This window comes from Cupriavidus sp. MEYA8 (assembly GCF_059278825.1).
Genome location: NZ_CM181221.1, coordinates 1404819 through 1424010, shown reverse-complemented (window position 1 = coordinate 1424010; position 19192 = coordinate 1404819). Strand labels below are relative to the sequence as shown.

14 protein-coding genes are annotated in these 19192 nt (G+C 63.8%); 6 read left to right on the top strand and 8 right to left on the bottom strand.

What is annotated here, in order from left to right:
• Positions 1-479: 479 nt before the first annotated feature.
• The 8 genes from AC5WJ1_RS06575 to AC5WJ1_RS06540 all read right to left on the bottom strand — a co-directional run bounded on the left by AC5WJ1_RS06575 (position 480) and on the right by AC5WJ1_RS06540 (position 12109).
• Positions 480-1505, bottom strand: coding sequence for an IS110 family RNA-guided transposase (locus tag AC5WJ1_RS06575; RefSeq protein ID WP_494476430.1), 1026 nt, complete (start codon positions 1503-1505; stop codon positions 480-482).
• A gap of 960 nt (positions 1506-2465) precedes the next feature.
• Entirely contained in the window at positions 2466-4685 is a 2220-nt protein-coding gene (locus tag AC5WJ1_RS06570) for a TonB-dependent receptor (RefSeq protein WP_494476527.1), read from the bottom strand.
• A 429-nt stretch (positions 4686-5114) separates the two neighbouring features.
• A complete protein-coding gene (locus AC5WJ1_RS06565; RefSeq protein ID WP_133098361.1) occupies positions 5115-5828 on the bottom strand; it encodes an ABC transporter ATP-binding protein in 714 nt (237 codons plus the stop codon).
• Positions 5828-6601 carry an ABC transporter ATP-binding protein gene (locus AC5WJ1_RS06560; protein WP_135705058.1) on the bottom strand — a complete coding sequence of 258 codons (774 nt, stop codon included), beginning with the start codon at positions 6599-6601 and terminating at the stop codon, positions 5828-5830. Before AC5WJ1_RS06560 ends, AC5WJ1_RS06565 begins: the two co-directional genes overlap by 1 nt.
• A complete protein-coding gene (locus tag AC5WJ1_RS06555) occupies positions 6598-7911 on the bottom strand; it encodes a branched-chain amino acid ABC transporter permease (protein ID WP_133098359.1) in 1314 nt (437 codons plus the stop codon). The genes AC5WJ1_RS06560 and AC5WJ1_RS06555 overlap by 4 nt, the downstream gene beginning before the upstream one ends.
• 4 nt (positions 7912-7915) lie before the next feature.
• Positions 7916-8863 carry a branched-chain amino acid ABC transporter permease gene (locus AC5WJ1_RS06550; protein WP_029048186.1) on the bottom strand — a complete coding sequence of 316 codons (948 nt, stop codon included), beginning with the start codon at positions 8861-8863 and terminating at the stop codon, positions 7916-7918.
• Between the two features lie 212 nt (positions 8864-9075).
• Positions 9076-10326 carry a branched-chain amino acid ABC transporter substrate-binding protein gene (locus AC5WJ1_RS06545; protein WP_133098358.1) on the bottom strand — a complete coding sequence of 417 codons (1251 nt, stop codon included), beginning with the start codon at positions 10324-10326 and terminating at the stop codon, positions 9076-9078.
• Between the two features lie 157 nt (positions 10327-10483).
• Entirely contained in the window at positions 10484-12109 is a 1626-nt protein-coding gene (locus AC5WJ1_RS06540; RefSeq protein WP_135705057.1) for a 3-(methylthio)propionyl-CoA ligase, read from the bottom strand.
• Between the two features lie 420 nt (positions 12110-12529).
• On the opposite strand from AC5WJ1_RS06540, the gene AC5WJ1_RS06535 reads away from it, so the two are divergent.
• From AC5WJ1_RS06535 to AC5WJ1_RS06510, 6 genes are all read left to right on the top strand, one after another.
• The gene (locus tag AC5WJ1_RS06535) at positions 12530-14110 is read left to right on the top strand and encodes a protein adenylyltransferase SelO (protein WP_135706247.1); all 1581 of its coding nucleotides are present in this window, start codon (positions 12530-12532) and stop codon (positions 14108-14110) included.
• Between the two features lie 151 nt (positions 14111-14261).
• Positions 14262-14726, top strand: a complete 465-nt coding sequence (gene msrB, locus AC5WJ1_RS06530; RefSeq protein ID WP_063242135.1) for a peptide-methionine (R)-S-oxide reductase MsrB — start codon at positions 14262-14264, stop codon at positions 14724-14726.
• 39 nt (positions 14727-14765) lie between these two features.
• On the top strand, positions 14766-15305 hold the full coding sequence (locus tag AC5WJ1_RS06525) for a septation protein A (RefSeq protein WP_133098356.1): 540 nt from the start codon (positions 14766-14768) through the stop codon (positions 15303-15305).
• Between the two features lie 37 nt (positions 15306-15342).
• The gene (locus tag AC5WJ1_RS06520) at positions 15343-15624 is read left to right on the top strand and encodes a BolA family protein (RefSeq protein WP_135705056.1); all 282 of its coding nucleotides are present in this window, start codon (positions 15343-15345) and stop codon (positions 15622-15624) included.
• Positions 15625-15659: 35 nt separating this feature from the next.
• The gene (locus tag AC5WJ1_RS06515; RefSeq protein ID WP_133098354.1) at positions 15660-16454 is read left to right on the top strand and encodes a peptidylprolyl isomerase; all 795 of its coding nucleotides are present in this window, start codon (positions 15660-15662) and stop codon (positions 16452-16454) included.
• Positions 16455-17732: 1278 nt separating this feature from the next.
• On the top strand, positions 17733-18758 hold the full coding sequence (locus AC5WJ1_RS06510) for an IS110 family RNA-guided transposase (RefSeq protein WP_195431447.1): 1026 nt from the start codon (positions 17733-17735) through the stop codon (positions 18756-18758).
• Positions 18759-19192 lie beyond the last annotated feature (434 nt).

The window sequence follows — 19192 nt, the reverse complement described above, 5'->3', positions numbered from 1 at the left end:
TTTGCTGATGGCGCATCAGGCACATTGGTGAATGTAGCGAGCGCTGGCTCTAGATTAGTATGGGATTTGGAAATGGGGATTTGGGGTTGGGCGCTGGGGTGGCTGCTGGCGGCGGCGGGTGGCGGCTGGCGGCGGCGGGGGCTGCTGGTGACATGCTGTTGGCCGTTGAACCGCCTGGTTCCGCCCTCCTGGGCGGGTCACTTATATGAACGCGCCCCGTTTGCAAGGTAAGACGACCATTCTGGCTTGAGCAGGACTGGTTGCAGACTTATATCCGGCCTTGCGGTGCAGGCGAGCCTGCGGGCCTTCATGGATATGCGCCGGGAGCGTCCCTATCTTTTTGTCGTGCTTTGAGGCACCTGTTACCCGTTGGGCTTGCGCTCCCGCGGTCCGACCTGTCTTGCCATGAGGTTCATCTAACCGTCGCAACCTGTGGGACGGGTCCTGCCTTCTTTCCTCCTTGCCAGCCCGGCCTGCCATCAGGCAGGCCTGACCGAGACGTAGTCTCGGTCATAAGCCCGGTCATGCGCCAGCAGGGCCCAGAGCGTGCGGGCCATCTTGTTGGCCATGGCGACGGCCACGACGTTGCCAGGGCGGCGCTGCGCGAGCGTCAGAGGCCAGCCGGGCTGGTTCTTTCGACGCAGATGGCTCAGCACGGCCCGGGCACCGTGAATGAGCAAAGTGCGCAAGTAGGGGTCACCGCGTTTGCTGATGCTCCCGAGCCAGACCTTGCCGCCGGTGCCGGTCTGTTTAGGCACCAGTCCCAGATAGGCGGCCAGTTGCCGGCCGGACTTGAAGGTGCGGACATCGCCAATGGTGGCGACCATGGCCGTGGCGGTGAGCATGCCGATGCCAGGGATGGCGAGAATGGTCTGGCAAGCCTGGTTCTGCCGCCCCCAGGCGTCGATCCGCTGGTCGAGGCGGGCGATTTCGGCATCGAGCCGCTCGATGCTCTGCAATTGCTCACGCACGAACTCGAACAGCAGGGGCGGCACGCTCTGCTCGATGTCGAGCATGTGCTGCACGATCTCGTGCAGGCCGGTGCGCAGTCCACGGGGGAAGTGGACGCCGAATTCGAACAGCGTGCCGCGCAGCTGGTTGACCAGCATGGTGCGCATCTTCACGCGCAGCCGGCGCATGGCGTGCAGACTGAGCACGCACTGCTGCGGCTCGGTCTTGGGCGCCACGATCGGCATGCCGGGCTGCTGCGCCGCGGTCCAGATGGCCTTGGCGTCGGCGGCATCAGTCTTGTTGGTTTGCACAAACGGACGCACGTAGTTGGCGTGCAGCAACATTGGCTCGTGGCCGAGGCTGCAAAGTTGGCGGGCCCACCAGTGAGCGCTGCCGCACGCTTCGAGCGCCACCCGTGCAGGCTGCCGCTTGGCGAGGAACTCGATCAGTTGCTGCCGGCTGAAGCGGCGATTAACACACTTGCCGTCGGACTCGACCCAATAGAGCTGGAATACAGTCTTTGCAATGTCCAGGCCGTAAGTCGTAGTATTCATTTCGGGTCCCTCCATCCTGTGTGGACTGTGAGAACTTCCACTCTGGCACATTGATGCCGTTTCGCGATGGGGGCCCCCCTTTCCTCAGACACCTCCCCGCATGCTCTCACTGAACTACGCTCTCATTGACGGCAGGTAGGGGGAACGGGGCGCGTTCATTCCATCTTTTTGGCCGAGCGCCAAAAAGTAACCAAAAAACGCGTCGCCTGAGCGGCTGGCTATCAAGTTGGCGGCGTGGGTGGTTCGGGCGGTGGTGATTTCCGCTTGGGCTTGGTGGCCGTTCGACCCTGCTAACGCCAGGTGATTCAGGGCCTGTGCCTGACGTTAACCGGTTATTGAACGATCTCCATGCCGGGCGTAGGCCGCCTGCTAGAAGCCTCATCGGTGGGACGCCTTCGGCTGCGCTACGCGCGGGCCCAAGGTGGCAGAGCGGCCGAAAGCGCTCTGGTCATTGCCGTCGCCGCCCAGCGAGCGAAGCAATGCGGGTTCGGGCCAGGACACCTCACCCGCGAAACTGAGCCGCGCGCAGCGCAGCCGTAGGCGATGACGCGATACCGCAGGCAGCAGGCGGCCTACACCCGTCCTGGGGATGGTTCAAAAGTCGGGAATCGTCAGGCACCCACACTCACTCACCTGGCGTAGCAGGCTGGCACCGCGACCACCTCTCACTGAGACCAATAACGCCCATACATCAAGAAGCGCCAAATTGGCCCAGCCAGCCGCTAGGCGACGCGCTTTTTGGTTACTTTTTGTCGCTCGGACAAAAAGTGACCCGCCCAGGAGGGCGGAACCAGGCGGTTCAAAAGCCGACAGCATGTCACCAACAGCGACAGCGCGGCGCCTCAAAACCCGACAGCATGTCACCAACCGCGACATAGTAGGCACAGAGCACTGGCACCAGCGAAAACAGCCCGCCTCCCATAAATCACAGGAAACGGGCCGCATTGAATTATCAAAAAATTAGAACTTGAAGTTAGCCGTCAACATCCCAAACCGCCCAGCACCCAGCGCACCGTAGTGGTTATGCGCCTTGGTGTAATAGGTCTTGTCAAACAAGTTCTGCACATTCAACTGCAACGACAGATTCTTGTTGACGCGATAAGCCGCCATCAGGTCAAACCGCCAGTACGACGGCACATACAGCGAGTTGGCCGGATTGGCATACACCTTGTCGACATAGTACGCACCACCGCCAACCGTCAGCGCCGGCAGCACCTGATAGGTCGTCCACAGGCTGAAGCTGTTCTTGGGCGTATTGGGGAACTGGTTCCCGTTGTTGGCCGCGTTCGCAGCCTGCGGGCCGTTATCGATCAGTTCGCTGTTCAGGTACGTATAGCCGCCGAACAGGCCCCACTTGTCCGTCAGGTTGCCGGCAAAGCCCAGCTCGAAGCCCTTCACACGCTGCTTGCCGGCATTGACGGTCGTGTTGGCATCAACCGCCACGCGCGCATTGTTCTTCTCGATCTGGAAGATCGCACCAGTCAGCGACAGCCGCTTGGCCAGCAGATCCCACTTGGTGCCGATTTCCACCGAGCGCGCCGTTTCCGGCTCCAGGTTGCGCTGCGCCGCCGTGATGTTGTCGGCGCCGTCGCCGTTGGTCGAACCCGGCGGCGTCGACGAGGTGCCATATGACACATAGATGCTGCCGTACTCGACCGGCTTGTAGACCACGCCCGCCTGGTAGTTGAAGAAATTCGACTTGTTGCGGATGTCCACCTGCGCCACGGCCGCGCCCGTGTTCGGGTTGGTATAGGCGTTGGTGAAAGCGTGCGTGTCGTAGCTGTCGTAGCGAACGCCACCGTTGATCATCCACTGCTTGGTGATCTCGACCGTATCGAACAGGTAGACCGAGCGGGTATTGGTCGTAGTGGTCGTGGTGAAGGGCATCTTGGTGATGGTGCCGCGCCACGGGTCGTTCGGGTTCGGGTTGGCCAGCGACGTGCAGTCGAAGCTTGCCAGCAGCGACGCGTTGCAGATGCCCGGGACAGTCGGCAAACTCCGCGTAGGATTGCTCGCAGGATTGGCCGAAAGGACGTTGTACGGCGTGTTGTCGGTATCGTCGCGGCTGAACTCGAAGCCGAACAGCACGCTGTGCTTCAGGCTGCCGGTCTCGAACTTGGCGGTCAGGTCGGTCTGGTTGGTCAGCGTCTCGGTGGCGGAGTCGCGGTTCTTGGTGTTGCGCCAGACAAAGCCGCGCGGCACGTTGCCGCGGCTGTCGTCAGGGTTGGTGACGATGTAGTCGTTGGTGGCGCGGCCCCAGCGCGTGGTGTTGCTGAAGACCAGGCCGTTGCGGAAATCATGCTGGACCGTGGCCGTGGCGATATTGCTCTGTGTCTTCTGGAAATCGCGGTCGGTCAGGCCGTAGAAGTTGTTGCGGTCAACGTTTGCGGGCTGCGACGGGTTGGCCTTGGACGACTGGCTGGCCGGGCGCGAGTACGGAATGCTGTAGTCCGGCATGCCGTTGCCCTGCAGATGGTAGTACGACAGCGTGACCTTTGTATCGGACTTCATGCCGAACGTCACCGACGGCGCAAAGCCCCATGAGTTCTGGTCGACCTCGTCGCGGCCCGGCACGTTGGCGGTATAGCCCAGCGCGTTCAGGCGCACGGCGGTGTTGTCGTTGATCACGTAGTTGCCGTCGGCCGTGGCGCGGAAGTACGAGTCCGTGCCCACGCCGATCGAGCCCTGCGCGAAGTTCTCAGCCTGGGGCAGCTTCGACACGATATTGATCATGCCGCCGGCCGAGCCCTTGCCGCCGTAGGCCGAGCTGGGGCCCTTGATGACTTCGATGCTTTCGATGTTGAAGGTGTCGCGGGTCTGCGAAGCGGTATCGCGCACGCCGTCGACATAGATGCTCGACATCGAGTCGAAACCGCGGATGAAAGGACGGTCGCCGATCGGGTTGCCGCCTTCGCCGGCGCCGAAGGTAATGCCGGGCGTGGTGCGCAGCGCGTCCTGCAGCGAGTTCGAGCCCGACTGCCGGATCACCTCGGTCGGCACGACGGTCACGGACTTGGGCGTGTCGAGCAGCGGCGCGGTGAACTTGGGCGACTGCGCCTCTTCCACCTTGTAGCCATCGTCGCGCTTGCCGGTCACGGTGACCCGTTCCAGCGTCACCGGCGCAGCCTGGCCGGTGGCGGCGACGACAGGCTGGCTCCCCTGCGCCGATGCACCCTGCATGGCAAACGCTGCGACGGCGCCTGCCAGTGCAGCGGCGAGCGGGGTCAATTCAAACGACTTCTGGTTTCCTTTCACGGTCTTGCCTTCCCTGTGTTGTCTTGTAGTTCTTGACGCGAACAAGCGTGGTCAATGAAGACAAGCTCAAGGAAGCGCACCACCGTCGCCCGTGAATCAAGTCGTCCATCCCCGGCGGGCGATTATAGGGAGGTAGGAATCGAAGTACAAATGCGAATCATTCCCATTTTTGTGTTAAGACAAATTTACAACAGTGTTGCAAAGTGGCTTGTCCTCGACTGGAAATTTGAGTAGTCAACGACCTGAGAAGCACTAGTGACGCTCGGAGTTGAAGGAGCGCCTTTCCCGCGGCTGTCGTGAAACATGAAGTGACGCCGACGCTACGGGTGGCACCCGCAGCGCCGGCGGAAACGCTTAAACCTCCAGCCACTCCTTCCGGATCTGCGAGTTCGCCTTGAGTTCGCCGGGCGTGCCCTCGAACACGATATGCCCGTGCCCCATGACGTAGACCCGCTGCGAGATATCCAGCGCAATCGCCAGCTTCTGCTCGATCAGCAGCACCGAGACGCCCCGCTCCTTCAGCGTCTTCAGGTAGTCACCCACCAGCGCCACGATCATCGGCGCCAGCCCTTCGGTGGGCTCGTCGATCAGCACCAGGTCGGGATCGCCCATCAACGTCCGGCACAGCGTCAGCATCTGCTGTTCGCCGCCTGACAACACGCCCGCGGAGGTGTTCTCGCGTTCCCTGAGCCGGGGGAACATGTTGAACATGTCTTCCACCGACCAGCGCGGTTTGGGCTGCCGCGGGTTGCGCTTCTCGCCAAGCAGCAGGTTCTGCCGCACCGTCAGCGTCGGGAAGATGTCCCGGTTCTCCGGCACATAGCCGATGCCCAGGTGCGCGATCTCGAACGTGCGCCGCCCCAGGATCTCCTCGCCGCGGAACTTCACCGAGCCCTCGGCCTTGACCATGCCGAGGATGGCCTTGGCCATGGTCGAGCGCCCCACCCCGTTGCGCCCCAGCAGCGCCACGATCTCGCCTTCGTCGATATGCGCATCGACGCCATGCAGGATATGGCTCTTGCCGTAGTAGGCATGCAGGCCCGTGACTTCCAGCATCCGCTTGCCCATCAGTGCGCTCCTTCGGTGGTGTCTTCGTCCAGCGTGGTCCCCAGGTAGGCTTCCTTGACCTTGCGGTTGTTGCGGATCGCCTGCGGGGTATCGGTGGCGATCACTTCGCCGTAGACCAGCACCGAAATGCGGTCGGCCAGCCCGAACACCACGCTCATGTCGTGCTCCACCATCACCAGTGTCTTGCCGACGGTGACCTTGCGGATCAGTTCGACTGCATGGTCGGACTCGGAGCGGCTCATGCCCGCGGTAGGCTCATCCAGCAGGATCACCTCGGCACCACCGGCGATGGTGATGCCGATTTCCAGCGCGCGCTGCTCAGCGTAGGTCAGAAGGCCCGCCTGTGTATTGCGCCGGTGCTGCATGCCGATCAGTTCCAGCACCTCGTCGGCCCGCTCGCGCGCATCGCGCAAACCCGTCAGCCGGTGCCAGAACGAGTACTTGTAGCCAAGCGACCACAGCACCGCGCAGCGCAGGTTCTCGAACACCGACAGCCGATGGAAGATATTGGTGATCTGGAAGCTGCGCGACAGCCCCATGCGGTTGATCACGAACGGCTGCAGCCCGCCGATCTCATGCCCGTTCAGGCGCACCGTGCCGCTGGTGGGCGCAAAGCGGCCCGAGATCAGGTTGAAGGTGGTGGACTTGCCCGCCCCGTTGGGCCCGATCAGCGCGTGGCGCTCACCCTTCGGGATGCTCAGGTTCACGCCGCGGATAATCTCCGTCTGGCCGAACTTCTTGCGTACCTCGGTCAGTTCCAGTGCCGCCGTCATGCCGTGCCTCCCGCGATCTCCGCCTGCACCTTGTCCCATTCGGCGCGCGACGCGCGCACCGTCAGCCGCCATGCGGCCAGCCCCCCGGCCCACAGCACCGCCGCCACCGCCCATGGCGTCCACGTCGCCGCATCGAAGCCGACGCCGAACAGCTTCATGGCCGTGCCATTGGCGCTGTCGACCTGCACCTTGTAGACGAGTTCGACCGTCACGATCATCGCCACCAGCAGCACCACGCCGGCCGCGCCCGCCTTTGCATAAGAGGGCAGCATGCGGCGCAACCTGCCCTTCGCCGCCAGCGGCAGCTGCATCAGCAGCAGGCTGGCCAGGCCGCCCGGCACGAACATCACCATCAGCACGAAGAACAGGCCCAGGTACAGCAGCCACGCCTTGGTCAGGTCCGACAGCGCCACCGCGAACAGCACGAACACCACCGCCCCGATGATCGGCCCGAAGAACACGCCCGCGCCGCCGATGAACACCGCCAGCAGCACGCCGCCTGATCGCACCGCGCTGACGTTCTCGGCCGAGACGATCTCGAAGTTGATCGCCGCGAGCGCCCCGGAGATCCCGGCGAAGAACGCCGACAGCACCAGCACCAGGTAGCGCACGCGCTGGGTGTTGTAGCCGATGAACTCGACCCGCTCGGGGTTGTCGCGCACGGCGTTGGCGATACGGCCCAGCGGCGTCTGCGTCCACGCGTACATGGCCACCATCGACACCAGGCACCACACCGCGATCAGGTAGTAGACCTGGCGCCCGGGCCCGAAGGTGAGCCCCAAAAACGGGTCGCCGACCACGCGGTTGGTGGAGATGCCGCCCTCGCCGCCGAAGAACTCGGGGAACATCAGCGAGCTGGCGAACACCATCTCGCCGATGCCCATGGTGATCATGGCAAAGGTGGTGCCGGCCTTCTTGGTGGTGACATAGCCGAAGATCACGCCGAAGAACGCGCCGGCCAGCCCGCCCACCAGCGGCAGCATCGACACCGGCAGCCAGACCGTGCCGGCGCCGACCATGTTCAGCACGTGCACGGCAATGAAGGCGCCCAGCCCGGAATACACCGCATGGCCGAACGACAGCATGCCGGTCTGCCCGAGCAGCATGTTGTACGAGAGCGCAAAAATGATCATGATGCCCATCTGCGACATCAGCGTGATGGCGAAGCCCCCGGTAAACACCAGCGGCAGCACCAGCATGATGACGATGGTCAGGCTCCAGATTACCCAGCGCGCCAGGTTCAGCGGGCGGTAGCGCAGGGTGCGGCCGGTCGACACCGGCTCGCGCGGTTGTTGCATCGCTTGCTCCATGGCCTCAGCTCTCCCGGGTTCCCATCAGTCCACGCGGGCGGAAGATCAGCATCACCACCAGCAACAGGTACGGCAGCACCGGCGCCACCTGGGCCACCGTGAGCTTCCACAAGGCGTAGAACGGCGTGGCTTCGCTGACTGCCATGCCAAGGCTGCGCAACAGCCCCGCAAGCGAAGCGTCGATCGTGACCGCAAAGGTCTGCAGCACGCCAATCAATATTGACGCAATGAAGGCCCCCACCAGCGACCCCATGCCGCCGACCACCGCCACCACGAATACGATCGACCCGACCGCCGCCGCCATCGACGGCTCGGTGACGAAGGCATTGCCGCCGATCACGCCGGCCAGCCCCGCCAGCGCGGCGCCGCCGCCGAACACCATCATGAACACGCGCGGCACGTTGTGGCCCAGCGCCTCGACCATCTCCGGATGGGTCAGCGCGGCCTGGATCACCAGGCCGATGCGGGTGCGCGTCAGCACCAGGTAGATCGCCACCAGCATGCCCAGCGACACCAGCATCATGAAGGCGCGGTATTTGGGGAACGTCGAGGTGAACACCTGGAACAGCGGGCCTTCCAGTTCGGCCGGGATGCGGTAAGGCACCGCGGCCAGTCCCCACACCAGCTTGACGCCCTCTTCGATCAGGTAGGCCAGGCCGAAGGTGAACAGCAGCTCGGCCACGTGGCCGTACTTGTGCACCGTGCGCAGGCCGAAGCGCTCCACCAGCGCGCCCGCGCCAGCGACCAGCAGCGGCGCGAAGATCAGCGCCGGCCAGAAGCCGACCTTGCTGGCGATGGTGTAGGCGAAATACGCGCCCAGCATATAGAAGCTTGCGTGCGCGAAATTGAGCACGCCCATCATGCTGAAGATCAGGGTCAGGCCTGATGACAGCATGAACAGCAGCAGCCCGTAGCTGATGCCGTTGAGCAGGGAGATGACAAAGAATTCCACAGCGTGTCCTTCAAGCTGGTGCCGCCGCAGTGGGGTGCGTTGGCATCCGTCCGGTTGGATTTGGGGTGAGCGTCCCCCTCCGCAGGGCGCATGGCGCCCCGGACGCTACCGCTATCGATCCAGAAAGACCGAGAGTATGCAGGATCGGGCCGCCACGCTGTCACGCTGCATCACCTGCGCGTGTCATCGTGGCCGGCCCGACATGGACAGGATCAGCCCGGCCGCTTCATCTGGCAGGACGTCGGCTGCGCGGACACGTACTGGTCCATCTGCGCGTTGGTCTTCCAGCCGTACCCGGTGTTCTCCTGGTCGTACTTGATTTCCTTGCCGTCGATCTTGGTCCAGGTGGCCACCACCAGCGGCTGCTGGGCCTGGTGGTCGGTATTGCGCATCTCGACCAGGCCGTTCATGCTCTCGACCTTGATGCCTTCCAGCGCCTTGGCCACCTTGACCGGGTCGGTCGAGTTGGTGTCCTTGAACGCCTTGGACAGCATGGCGATGCCGGTGTAGGACGCCATCACGTAGAAGTCATCGTTGTACTTCTTCTTGAAGCCCTCGATGACGTCGGAGCCCTTGAACCCCTTGTTGTTGGGGTTGTAGTAGCCCACGTACTTGACGTGCTCGGCACCGGCCGCGCCCATGGCGGTCGGCACGCCGGTGGTGCCGGCGTAGTAAGTGTAGTAGTTGGTGGTCAGGCCGGCGTCCTTGCCCGCCTTGATCAGCAGTGCCAGGTCGCTGCCCCAGTTGCCGGTGATCACGGTATCGGCGCCCGAGGCCTTGATCTTGGCCGCATACGGCGCAAAGTCCTTCACCTGCGCCAGCGGGTGCAGGTCTTCACCCACGATCTGGATATCCGGGCGCTTGCGCTTCAGGTAGTCCTTGGCCGCCTTGGCCACCTGGTGCCCGAACGAGTAGTTCTGGTTGATCAGGTAAACCTTCTTGACGCCGGGATCCTTGGCCAGGAAGGTGGTCAGCGCCTCCATCTTCATGTCCGAGTTGGCGTCGAGCCGGAAATGCCAGTAGTTGCACTTGGCATTGGTCATGTCCGGGTCCACCGCGGCGTAGTTCAGGTAGATGATTTCCTTGCCCGGGTTGCGCTCGTTGTGCTTGGCCACCGCATCCTGCAGCGCCAGCCCGACCGACGAGCCGTTGCCCTGCACGATATAGCGGATGTTCTGGTCGATCGCCTGCTTCAGGATGGTCAGGCTCTCCTGCGGCGAGAGCTTGTTGTCAAAGCCCACCACCTCGAACTTGTGCGCGCCGGCCCAGCCCTTCTGGTTGGCCACGTCGGCCACGAACTGCCAGCTCTTGAGCTGGTTCTGTCCAACGGGGGCCATTAGCCCCGAAAGCGGATCGATGAAGGCGATCTTCACCGTATCCGCGAGTGCCGAACCCGAAACCAGCGCAGAACCCATTGCGGCGAACATGGCCACACCAGCCACCAGCGGACGCATCTTGGTCATACTGTCTCCTTCACTCTTGTCGTTGGCTTGTCGTTGATTGCAGTCGTTGATTGCGGCCGGCGGCGTGGCGCCCTCCTGTCCGCGCCATGCAGCCGGGCCCCGGGCGGCGCCATGCCGCAAGCAGGCGCGGCGCACCGGATGCTGCCCTGTGCCGGCTTCAGGCCGCCGGCAGCTTGTAGTCCTTGAACTGTTCGCGCAGCTTGAGCTTCTGCATCTTGCCGGTGGCGGTCAGCGGAATCTCGGTGACAAAGGCGACATCGTCCGGGATCCACCACTTGGCGACCTTGCCCTCGAAGAACTGCAGCAGTTCCTCGCGCGTGACTTCGGCGCCGGGCTTCTTCACCACCACCAGCAGCGGGCGCTCGTCCCACTTGGGGTGGTAGGCCGAGATGCAGGCCGCCATATGCACCGCGGGGTGCGCGGCGGCGACGTTCTCGATGTCGATCGACGAAATCCATTCGCCGCCGGACTTGATCACGTCTTTGCTGCGGTCCGTGATCTGCATGAAGCCGTCTTCATCGATGGTGGCGACGTCGCCGGTCGGGAACCAGCCGTCGACCAGCGGGTTGCTGCCGTTGCGGTAGTACTGGTCGATGATCCATGGCCCGCGCACCATCAGGTCGCCGAAGGCCTTGCCGTCCCACGGCAGTTCCTTGCCTTCGCCGTCGACGATCTTCATGTCGACGCCGAAGATCACGCGGCCCTGCTTCTCCTGGATCTTGTGGCGGTCGGCATCGGACAGTTCCTCATGCTTGGCCAGCAGCTTGCACGAGGTGCCCAGCGGCGACATCTCGGTCATGCCCCAGGCGTGGATGACGTCCACGTCCAGCGCCTCGAGCGCGCGGATCATCGCTGGCGGCGCAGCGGAGCCGCCGATCACGGTGCGGCGGAAGGTGGAGAACTTCAGGTTGTTCGACTGCACGTATTGCAGCAGGCCAAGCCAGACCGTCGGCACGCCGGCGGAGAAAGTCACCTTCTCCTGCTCGAACAACTCATAGAGCGAGGCACCGTCCAGCTTGGCGCCCGGGAACACCAGCTTGGCGCCGACCAGCGGCACCGAGTACGGCAGGCCCCAGGCGTTGACGTGGAACATCGGCACCACGGGCAGGATCACGTCGCGCGCCGAGCAGCCGAGCGCGTCGGGCAGCGCCGAGGCGTACGAGTGCAGCACGGTGGAGCGGTGCGAATACAGCGCGCCCTTGGGATTGCCGGTGGTGCCTGAGGTGTAGCACAGGCTCGACGCGAGGTGCTCGTCGAACTGCGGCCATTCGTAGTTGCCATCCTGCGCGTCGACCAGTTCCTCGTAGCAGAGCAGCGGCACCTTGGACTCGGCCGGCATGTGGGCGCGATCGGTCATCGCAACCCAGCCTTTCACGTTGGGGCAATGCGGCGCGACGCCCTCTACCAGCGGCAGGAAGGTCAGGTCGAAGAAGACGTAGCTGTCTTCGGCATGGTTGACGATATAGGCAATCTGCTCGGGGAACAGGCGCGGGTTGATGGTATGGCAGACGGCGCCCATGCCCGACACGCCATAGTAAACCTCCAGGTGGCGATAACCGTTCCACGCCAGCGTGCCGACGCGCTCGCCCTGCTGCACGCCCAGCGCGCCGAGCGCCTGCGCCACCTTGCGGGCGCGCAGTTCGCAATCGCGGTAGGTATAGCGGTGCAGGTCGCCCTCGGTGCGGCGCGAAACGATTTCCGTCGACCCGTAGTAACGGGCGGCGTGCTTGATGATGGAGGAAATGAGCAGCGGCGCGCTCATCATTTGACCCATCAATGCCATGAAACTGCCTCCTGAAGTCTGGTGGATTCGTCAAAAAACGAACAACCGTACTATTTTTGGGCGGTTGTCCGCGTGCCTCGAAACAGCGTCACTGCGATTCTGTTGTGCACTGCCGTACTGCTGTGGTTAAGCCGTGTGGTGAAGCGTGGTAATCGGGGCCGCAATTCTGCGAAATCCATGCACCGGATTCATGTGCGCATTGAAGGAGGGAAATAACTGCGCGGTGCGTGGCGGTCTCACCGGATGTGAGCCGTTGAGGACGTACAATACTGCGTGGCATGTTGCACCTCAACATGTCGTTTTCCCTAGCCATCTACGCATTCCCGTGCCCTCGTCATGCGGCGCCCGCACCGCCCCAGAAGCGGCTTTGCGCGCCGCACCCGAACCCGCGGATTGCGCTTGCCGCGCGCCCCTATCGCGATGCCAGACACGCCCCAGTCCAACGCCTTGCACGACTTCGATACCTACGGTGCCAACGGTGCCTCGGCGCTCGCCGTACCGTTCGACACCACGCCCGGCTTCTCCGTGCTCGGCGAGAAATTCTTCACGCGCCTGCAGCCAACGCCGCTGCCCTCGCCGTACCTGGTAGGCGTGGCGCCGGCCGCCGCGGCGCTGCTTGGCTGGGATGGCGGCGTGGGCGCCGAGCCCGGCTTTGTCGAGACCTTTGTCGGCAACCAGGTGCCCCGCTGGGCCGATCCCATTGCTACGGTCTATTCCGGACACCAGTTCGGCATCTGGGCCGGGCAACTCGGCGACGGCCGCGCGATCCGGCTGGCACAGGCCGACACGGCCACGGGCCCCTGGGAAATCCAGCTCAAGGGCGCCGGACTGACGCCCTACTCGCGCATGGCCGATGGCCGCGCGGTGCTGCGCTCGTCGATCCGCGAGTACCTGTGCTCGGAAGCAATGGCCGCGCTCGGCGTGCCGACCACGCGCGCGCTCAGCATCGTGGGCTCGGATGCACCGGTGCGGCGCGAAACCATCGAGACCTCGGCGGTGGTCACGCGCCTGGCGCCGACCTTTATCCGCTTCGGGCATTTCGAGCATTTCGCCGCGCATGACGACGTGGCCTCGCTGCGCCAGCTGGCGGACTTCGTCATCGACAACTTCATGCCGGCGTTGCGCGACGAGGCACAGCCATACCAGGCGCTGCTGCGCGAAGTCTCGCTGCGCACTGCCGACCTGGTCGCGCACTGGCAGGCCATCGGCTTCTGTCACGGGGTGATGAACACCGACAATATGTCGATCCTGGGACTGACCATCGACTACGGCCCGTTCGGCTTCCTCGATGCATTCGACGCCAACCATATCTGCAACCACTCCGATACGCAGGGCCGCTACGCCTACAGCCAGCAGCCGCAGGTGGCATTCTGGAATTTGCACTGCCTGGCACAGGCGCTGCTGCCGCTGTGGCTGCCGGCGGTGGACGCCGACAAGGAAGGCGCCCGCGATGCCGCCATCGAATCGGCGCGCACGGCGCTCGATCCGTTCCGCGACCGCTATGCTGCCGCCTTCTTCCGCCACTACCGTGCCAAGCTTGGCCTGCGCCCGCCGGCCGGCGGCGATGACAAGGTTGACGAGCCCCTGCTGACCAGCCTGTTCCAGCTGCTGCACGGTCAGCGCGTCGACTACACGCTGTTCTGGCGCAAGCTGTGCGGCATCTCGTCGCACGATGCCTCGCGCGATGCGCCGGTGCGCGACCTGTTCCTGGACCGCGCGGCCTTCGACGCCTGGGCCGTCGACTACCGCGCGCGGCTGCGTGCGGAGCAATCGGACGACGCCGCGCGCGAGCTGGAAATGCTGGCGGTGAACCCCAAATACGTGCTGCGCAATCACCTGGCCGAGACCGCGATCCGGCACGCGCGAGAAAAGGATTTCAGCGAAACCGGGCGCCTGCTGGCGGTGCTGTCGCGCCCCTTCGACGAGCAGCCCGAGGCCGACCACTATGCCGCGCTGCCGCCCGACTGGGCCGCCGGGCTGGAAGTCAGCTGCTCGTCGTGACCGGATTGCTCATGTGCCCGAGCCTGCACGCCGGCGCCATCCGGTGTAAGGTTCGCGCCAGTGCGCCGACCAACGAAGGTTCCGGGGCCAGGAGTTCCGAGGCCAGAAGTTCCGAGGCCATTATCCCGGGCAAGACCGTGAGGAAACGACAATGACCACCACCAAGACCGACGCCGAGTGGCGCGACCAGCTCTCCGACATCGAATACCGTGTGACGCGCGAAGCCGCGACCGAGCGCCCCTTCACCGGCCGCTACTGGGATCACTGGGAACGCGGCATCTACAACTGCGTCGGCTGCGGCACGCCGCTGTTCGAGTCCGCCACCAAGTTCGATGCCGGCTGCGGCTGGCCCAGCTATTTCCGCCCCATCAACGGCGAGGTCATTGCCGAACATGCCGACCACACCCACGGCATGGTGCGGGTAGAAGTCCGCTGCAAGGAATGCGGCAGCCACCTGGGCCATGTGTTCGAGGACGGGCCGGCCCCGACCGGCCTGCGCTATTGCATCAACTCGGCTGCGTTAAAATTCGACGATCGCGACCCGGCGCAGCGTGAGGCGGATCATGCCCACGATGCCGGCAGCGGCAACGAACCCCGGCGCGACCCGCAGCGCTGACAAGCGCCGGCCATCGGGCCGGCAACAACCTGGTACCGCATGAAATTCCTGTTCGACCTGTTCCCGGTCATCCTGTTTTTCGCCGCCTTCAAGCTGGCCGACATTTACACCGCCACTGCCGTGGCCATTGCCGCCACGGTGGTGCAGATCGGCTGGGTCTGGTTTCGCCACCGCAAGGTCGAGCCGATGCAGTGGGTCAGCCTGCTGATCATCGCCGTATTCGGCGGCGCCACGCTGGTGCTGCACAACGAAACCTTCATCAAGTGGAAGCCGACGGTGCTCTACTGGATGTTCGCCGTGGCACTACTGGGCTCGGCGATGGTCTGGCGCAAGAACCTGATCCGCGCCATGATGGAAAAGCAGGTCACCCTGCCCGATCCGGTGTGGGCGCGCCTGAATGCCGCCTGGGCCGGGTTCTTCGCGGCCATGGGTGTGCTGAACCTCTACGTGGCCTATCAGTTTTCCACCGACGTCTGGGTCAACTTCAAGCTGTTCGGCAGCATGGGGCTGATGCTGGTGTTCATCGTCGCGCAGAGCGTCTGGCTGTCGCGGCACATGCCCGAGAACAGCCAGGACTGACGCTTCTGCCGTTTTATCCCCGATAAGGAAACTACCGATGGCAGCCAATCCCGCCACGATCGAGGCACTGCTGCGCGAAGCGCTCGCCCCCAGCTACCTGGCCGTGCGCGACGACAGCGCACTGCACGCCGGACATGCCGGCGCCGCATCCGGAGGCGGACATTACGACGTGACAATCGTCAGCGAGCGCTTTGCAGGTCACAGCCGGGTTGCGCGACACCGCATGGTGTATGATGCGCTGCGCAGTCTGTTCCCCGCGCAGATCCACGCCTTGGCCGTGACTGCGTACACCGACCAAGAGTACCAATCGCGCGCATGAGCGCGCTTCTTTCAGCAACTCTCAGACCAGATTCCATGAAGACCACCGTCCTCTCGTTCAGCCTGGCGGCTGTGCTTGCAGCTGGCAGCTTGCCGGCCATCGCCCAGAATGCCGCCGTCGTGAATGGCAAGGCCATTCCGTCGACAAAGCTGGACAAGTTGATCGCCGGCACCGGCCAGCCCGACAATCCGGAGCTGCGCAAGCGTGGCCGCGACATGCTGATCGACCGCGAACTACTCGTGCAGGAAGCCAACAAGCGCGGCCTGACCCAGCGCGACGACGTGCAGGAGCAACTGGAACAGGCACGCCTGAACGTGCTGGCCGGCGCGGTATTTGAGGACTACGTCAAGACCCACGGCGCCAGCGACGCCGAGCTGCGCAAGCAGTACGACAAGATCAAGTCGCAATTCGGAAATGGCAAGGAATACCATGCCCGCCATATCCTGGTGGAGAAGGAAGCCGACGCCAAGGCGATCATCGCCAAGATCAAGGGCGGCGCCAAGTTCGAAGACCAGGCCAAGGCCGCCTCGAAGGACCCGGGCTCGGCTGCCAACGGTGGCGACCTGGACTGGGCCAACAGCGGCAGCTACGTGCCGGAGTTCTCGGCGGCCATGACCGGCCTGAAGAAGGGCCAGATGACCGATACGCCGGTCAAGACGCAGTTCGGCTGGCACATCATCGAGCTGGTCGACGTGCGTGAAGCGAAGATCCCGTCATTCGAAGAGGTCAAGCCGCAGCTGATGCAGATGCTGATGGGTGACCAGAACTGGCAGCGCGAGCAGTTCCAGGCCATGATGAAGTCGCTGAAGGACAAGGCGAAAATCCAGTAATCACGGACCGGTCGCCCCCACCGGTCCTGCAAGGTTGAACGATGCAGCGTGTGGAGACGACCGCCCCCTACTGGCAACTGTGGCATCTCACGTCCCGGGGCATGTGCTATTGCGCGTTGGCCTGGGCGACTCTGGACGGCGCCGCCCCTGGCTGGCGCCAGCTCCACCCCTACCTTCCCCTGCGTGACCGTTATGCGCCCGAGAAGATCCTGCACGCCGTGGTGGCGTACAAGGAGGCTCGGGGTGAAATCAAGCCTGCACCTGGATTTGAATCGGGGCGGATGTTGACTTATGCGTATGCGTCTTGGAGTTCTAGGTTGATGGCGTAGGTTTTGGGGTGAATCGGCTTTAGTAGATTATCGACGGTCCTCGCAGCTGGTGACATGCTGTCGGCCGTTGATGCGTCGCTGTCGCTGATGGTGACATGTTATCGGCCGTTGCTGCGTCGCTGTCGCGGTTGGTGACATGCTGTCGGCCGTTGAACCGCCTGGTTCCGCCCTGCTGGGCGGGTCACTTTTTGTCCGAGCGACAAAAAGTAACCAATAAGCGCGTCGCCTGCGGCTGGCTGAGCCAATTTGGCGCTTCTGGCTATATGGGCGGCGTTGGTCTCAGTGAAGCGTGGTCGCGATGCCAGCCTGCTACGCCAGGTGAGTGAGTGTGGGTGCCTGGCGAATCCCCACTTTTGAACCATCCCCAGGACGGGCGTAGGCCGCCTGCTACCAGGGGGATCGCGTCATCGCCTACGGCTGCGCTGCGCGCGGCTCAGTCTCGCCGGTGAAATTCTCGGGCACGGACCTGCGTCGCTACGCTCGCAGGGCGCTGTTGGTGACCAAGTCGAAATCAGCCGCCCAGCCACCTTAGGGCCCGCGCGTAGCGCAGCCGAAGGCGTCCCACCGATACGGCATGCAGCAGGCGGCCTACGCCCGGCATGGGGATCGTTCAATAGCCGGTTAACGCCAGGCACTATCCCTAACTCACCTGGCGTTAGCAGGCTCGAACGGCCACCCAAGCCAAAACGGAAATCACCGCCGGCCGAACCACCCACGCCGCCAACTTGATAGCCAGCCGCTCAGGCGACGCGCTTTTTGGTTACTTTTTGGCGCTCGGCCAAAAAGATGGAATGAACGCGCCCCGTCCCCCTACCTGCCGTCAATGAGGGGCGTAGTTCAGTGAGCATGGCGGAGAGGTGTTTGAGGAAGGGGGGTCCCCCAACGCGAAACGGCATCAATGTGCCAGAGTGGAAGCTCTCACAGTCCACACAGGATGGAGGGACCCGAAATGAATACTACGACTTACGGCCTGGACATTGCAAAGACTGTTTTCCAGCTCTATTGGGTTGAGTCCGACGGCAAGTGTGTCAATCGCCGCTTCAGCCGGCAGCAACTGATCGAGTTCCTCGCCAAGCGGCAGCCTGCACGGGTGGCGCTCGAAGCGTGCGGCAGCGCTCACTGGTGGGCCCGCCAACTTTGCAGCCTCGGCCACAAGCCAATGTTGCTGCACGCCAACTACGTGCGTCCGTTTGTGCAAACCAACAAGACTGATGCCGCCGACGCCAAGGCCATCTGGACCGCGGCGCAGCAGCCCGGCATGCCGATCGTGGCGCCCAAGACCGAGTCGCAGCAGTGCGTGCTCAGTCTGCACGCCATGCGCCGGCTGCGCGTGAAGATGCGCACCATGCTGGTCAACCAGCTGCGCGGCACGCTGTTCGAATTCGGCGTCCACTTCCCCCGTGGACTGCGCACCGGCCTGCACGAGATCGTGCAGCACATGCTCGACATCGAGCAGAGCGTGCCGCCCCTGCTGTTCGAGTTCGTGCGTGAGCAATTGCAGAGCATCGAGCGGCTCGATGCCGAAATCGCCCGCCTCGACCAGCGGATCGACGCCTGGGGGCGGCAGAACCAGGCTTGCCAGACCATTCTCGCCATCCCTGGCATCGGCATGCTCACCGCCACGGCCATGGTCGCCACCATTGGCGATGTCCGCACCTTCAAGTCCGGCCGGCAACTGGCCGCCTATCTGGGACTGGTGCCTAAACAGACCGGCACCGGCGGCAAGGTCTGGCTCGGGAGCATCAGCAAACGCGGTGACCCCTACTTGCGCACTTTGCTCATTCACGGTGCCCGGGCCGTGCTGAGCCATCTGCGTCGAAAGAACCAGCCCGGCTGGCCTCTGACGCTCGCGCAGCGCCGCCCTGGCAACGTCGTGGCCGTCGCCATGGCCAACAAGATGGCCCGCACGCTCTGGGCCCTGCTGGCGCATGACCGGGCTTATGACCGAGACTACGTCTCGGTCAGGCCTGCCTGATGGCAGGCCGGGCTGGCAAGGAGGAAAGAAGGCAGGACCCGTCCCACAGGTTGCGACGGTTAGATGAACCTCATGGCAAGACAGGTCGGACCGCGGGAGCGCAAGCCCAACGGGTAACAGGTGCCTCAAAGCACGACAAAAAGATAGGGACGCTCCCGGCGCATATCCATGAAGGCCCGCAGGCTCGCCTGCACCGCAAGGCCGGATATAAGTCTGCAACCAGTCCTGCTCAAGCCAGAATGGTCGTCTTACCTTGCAAACGGGGCGCGTTCATATAAGTGACCCGCCCAGCAGGGCGGAACCAGGCGCTTCAACGGCCGACAGCATGTCACCAACCGCGACTCCAACGCTTCAACGGCCAACAGCATGTCACCAACTGCGACAAAGCGCTTCAAAAGCCCGACAGCATGTCACCAACCGCGAGGTCCCTAGGC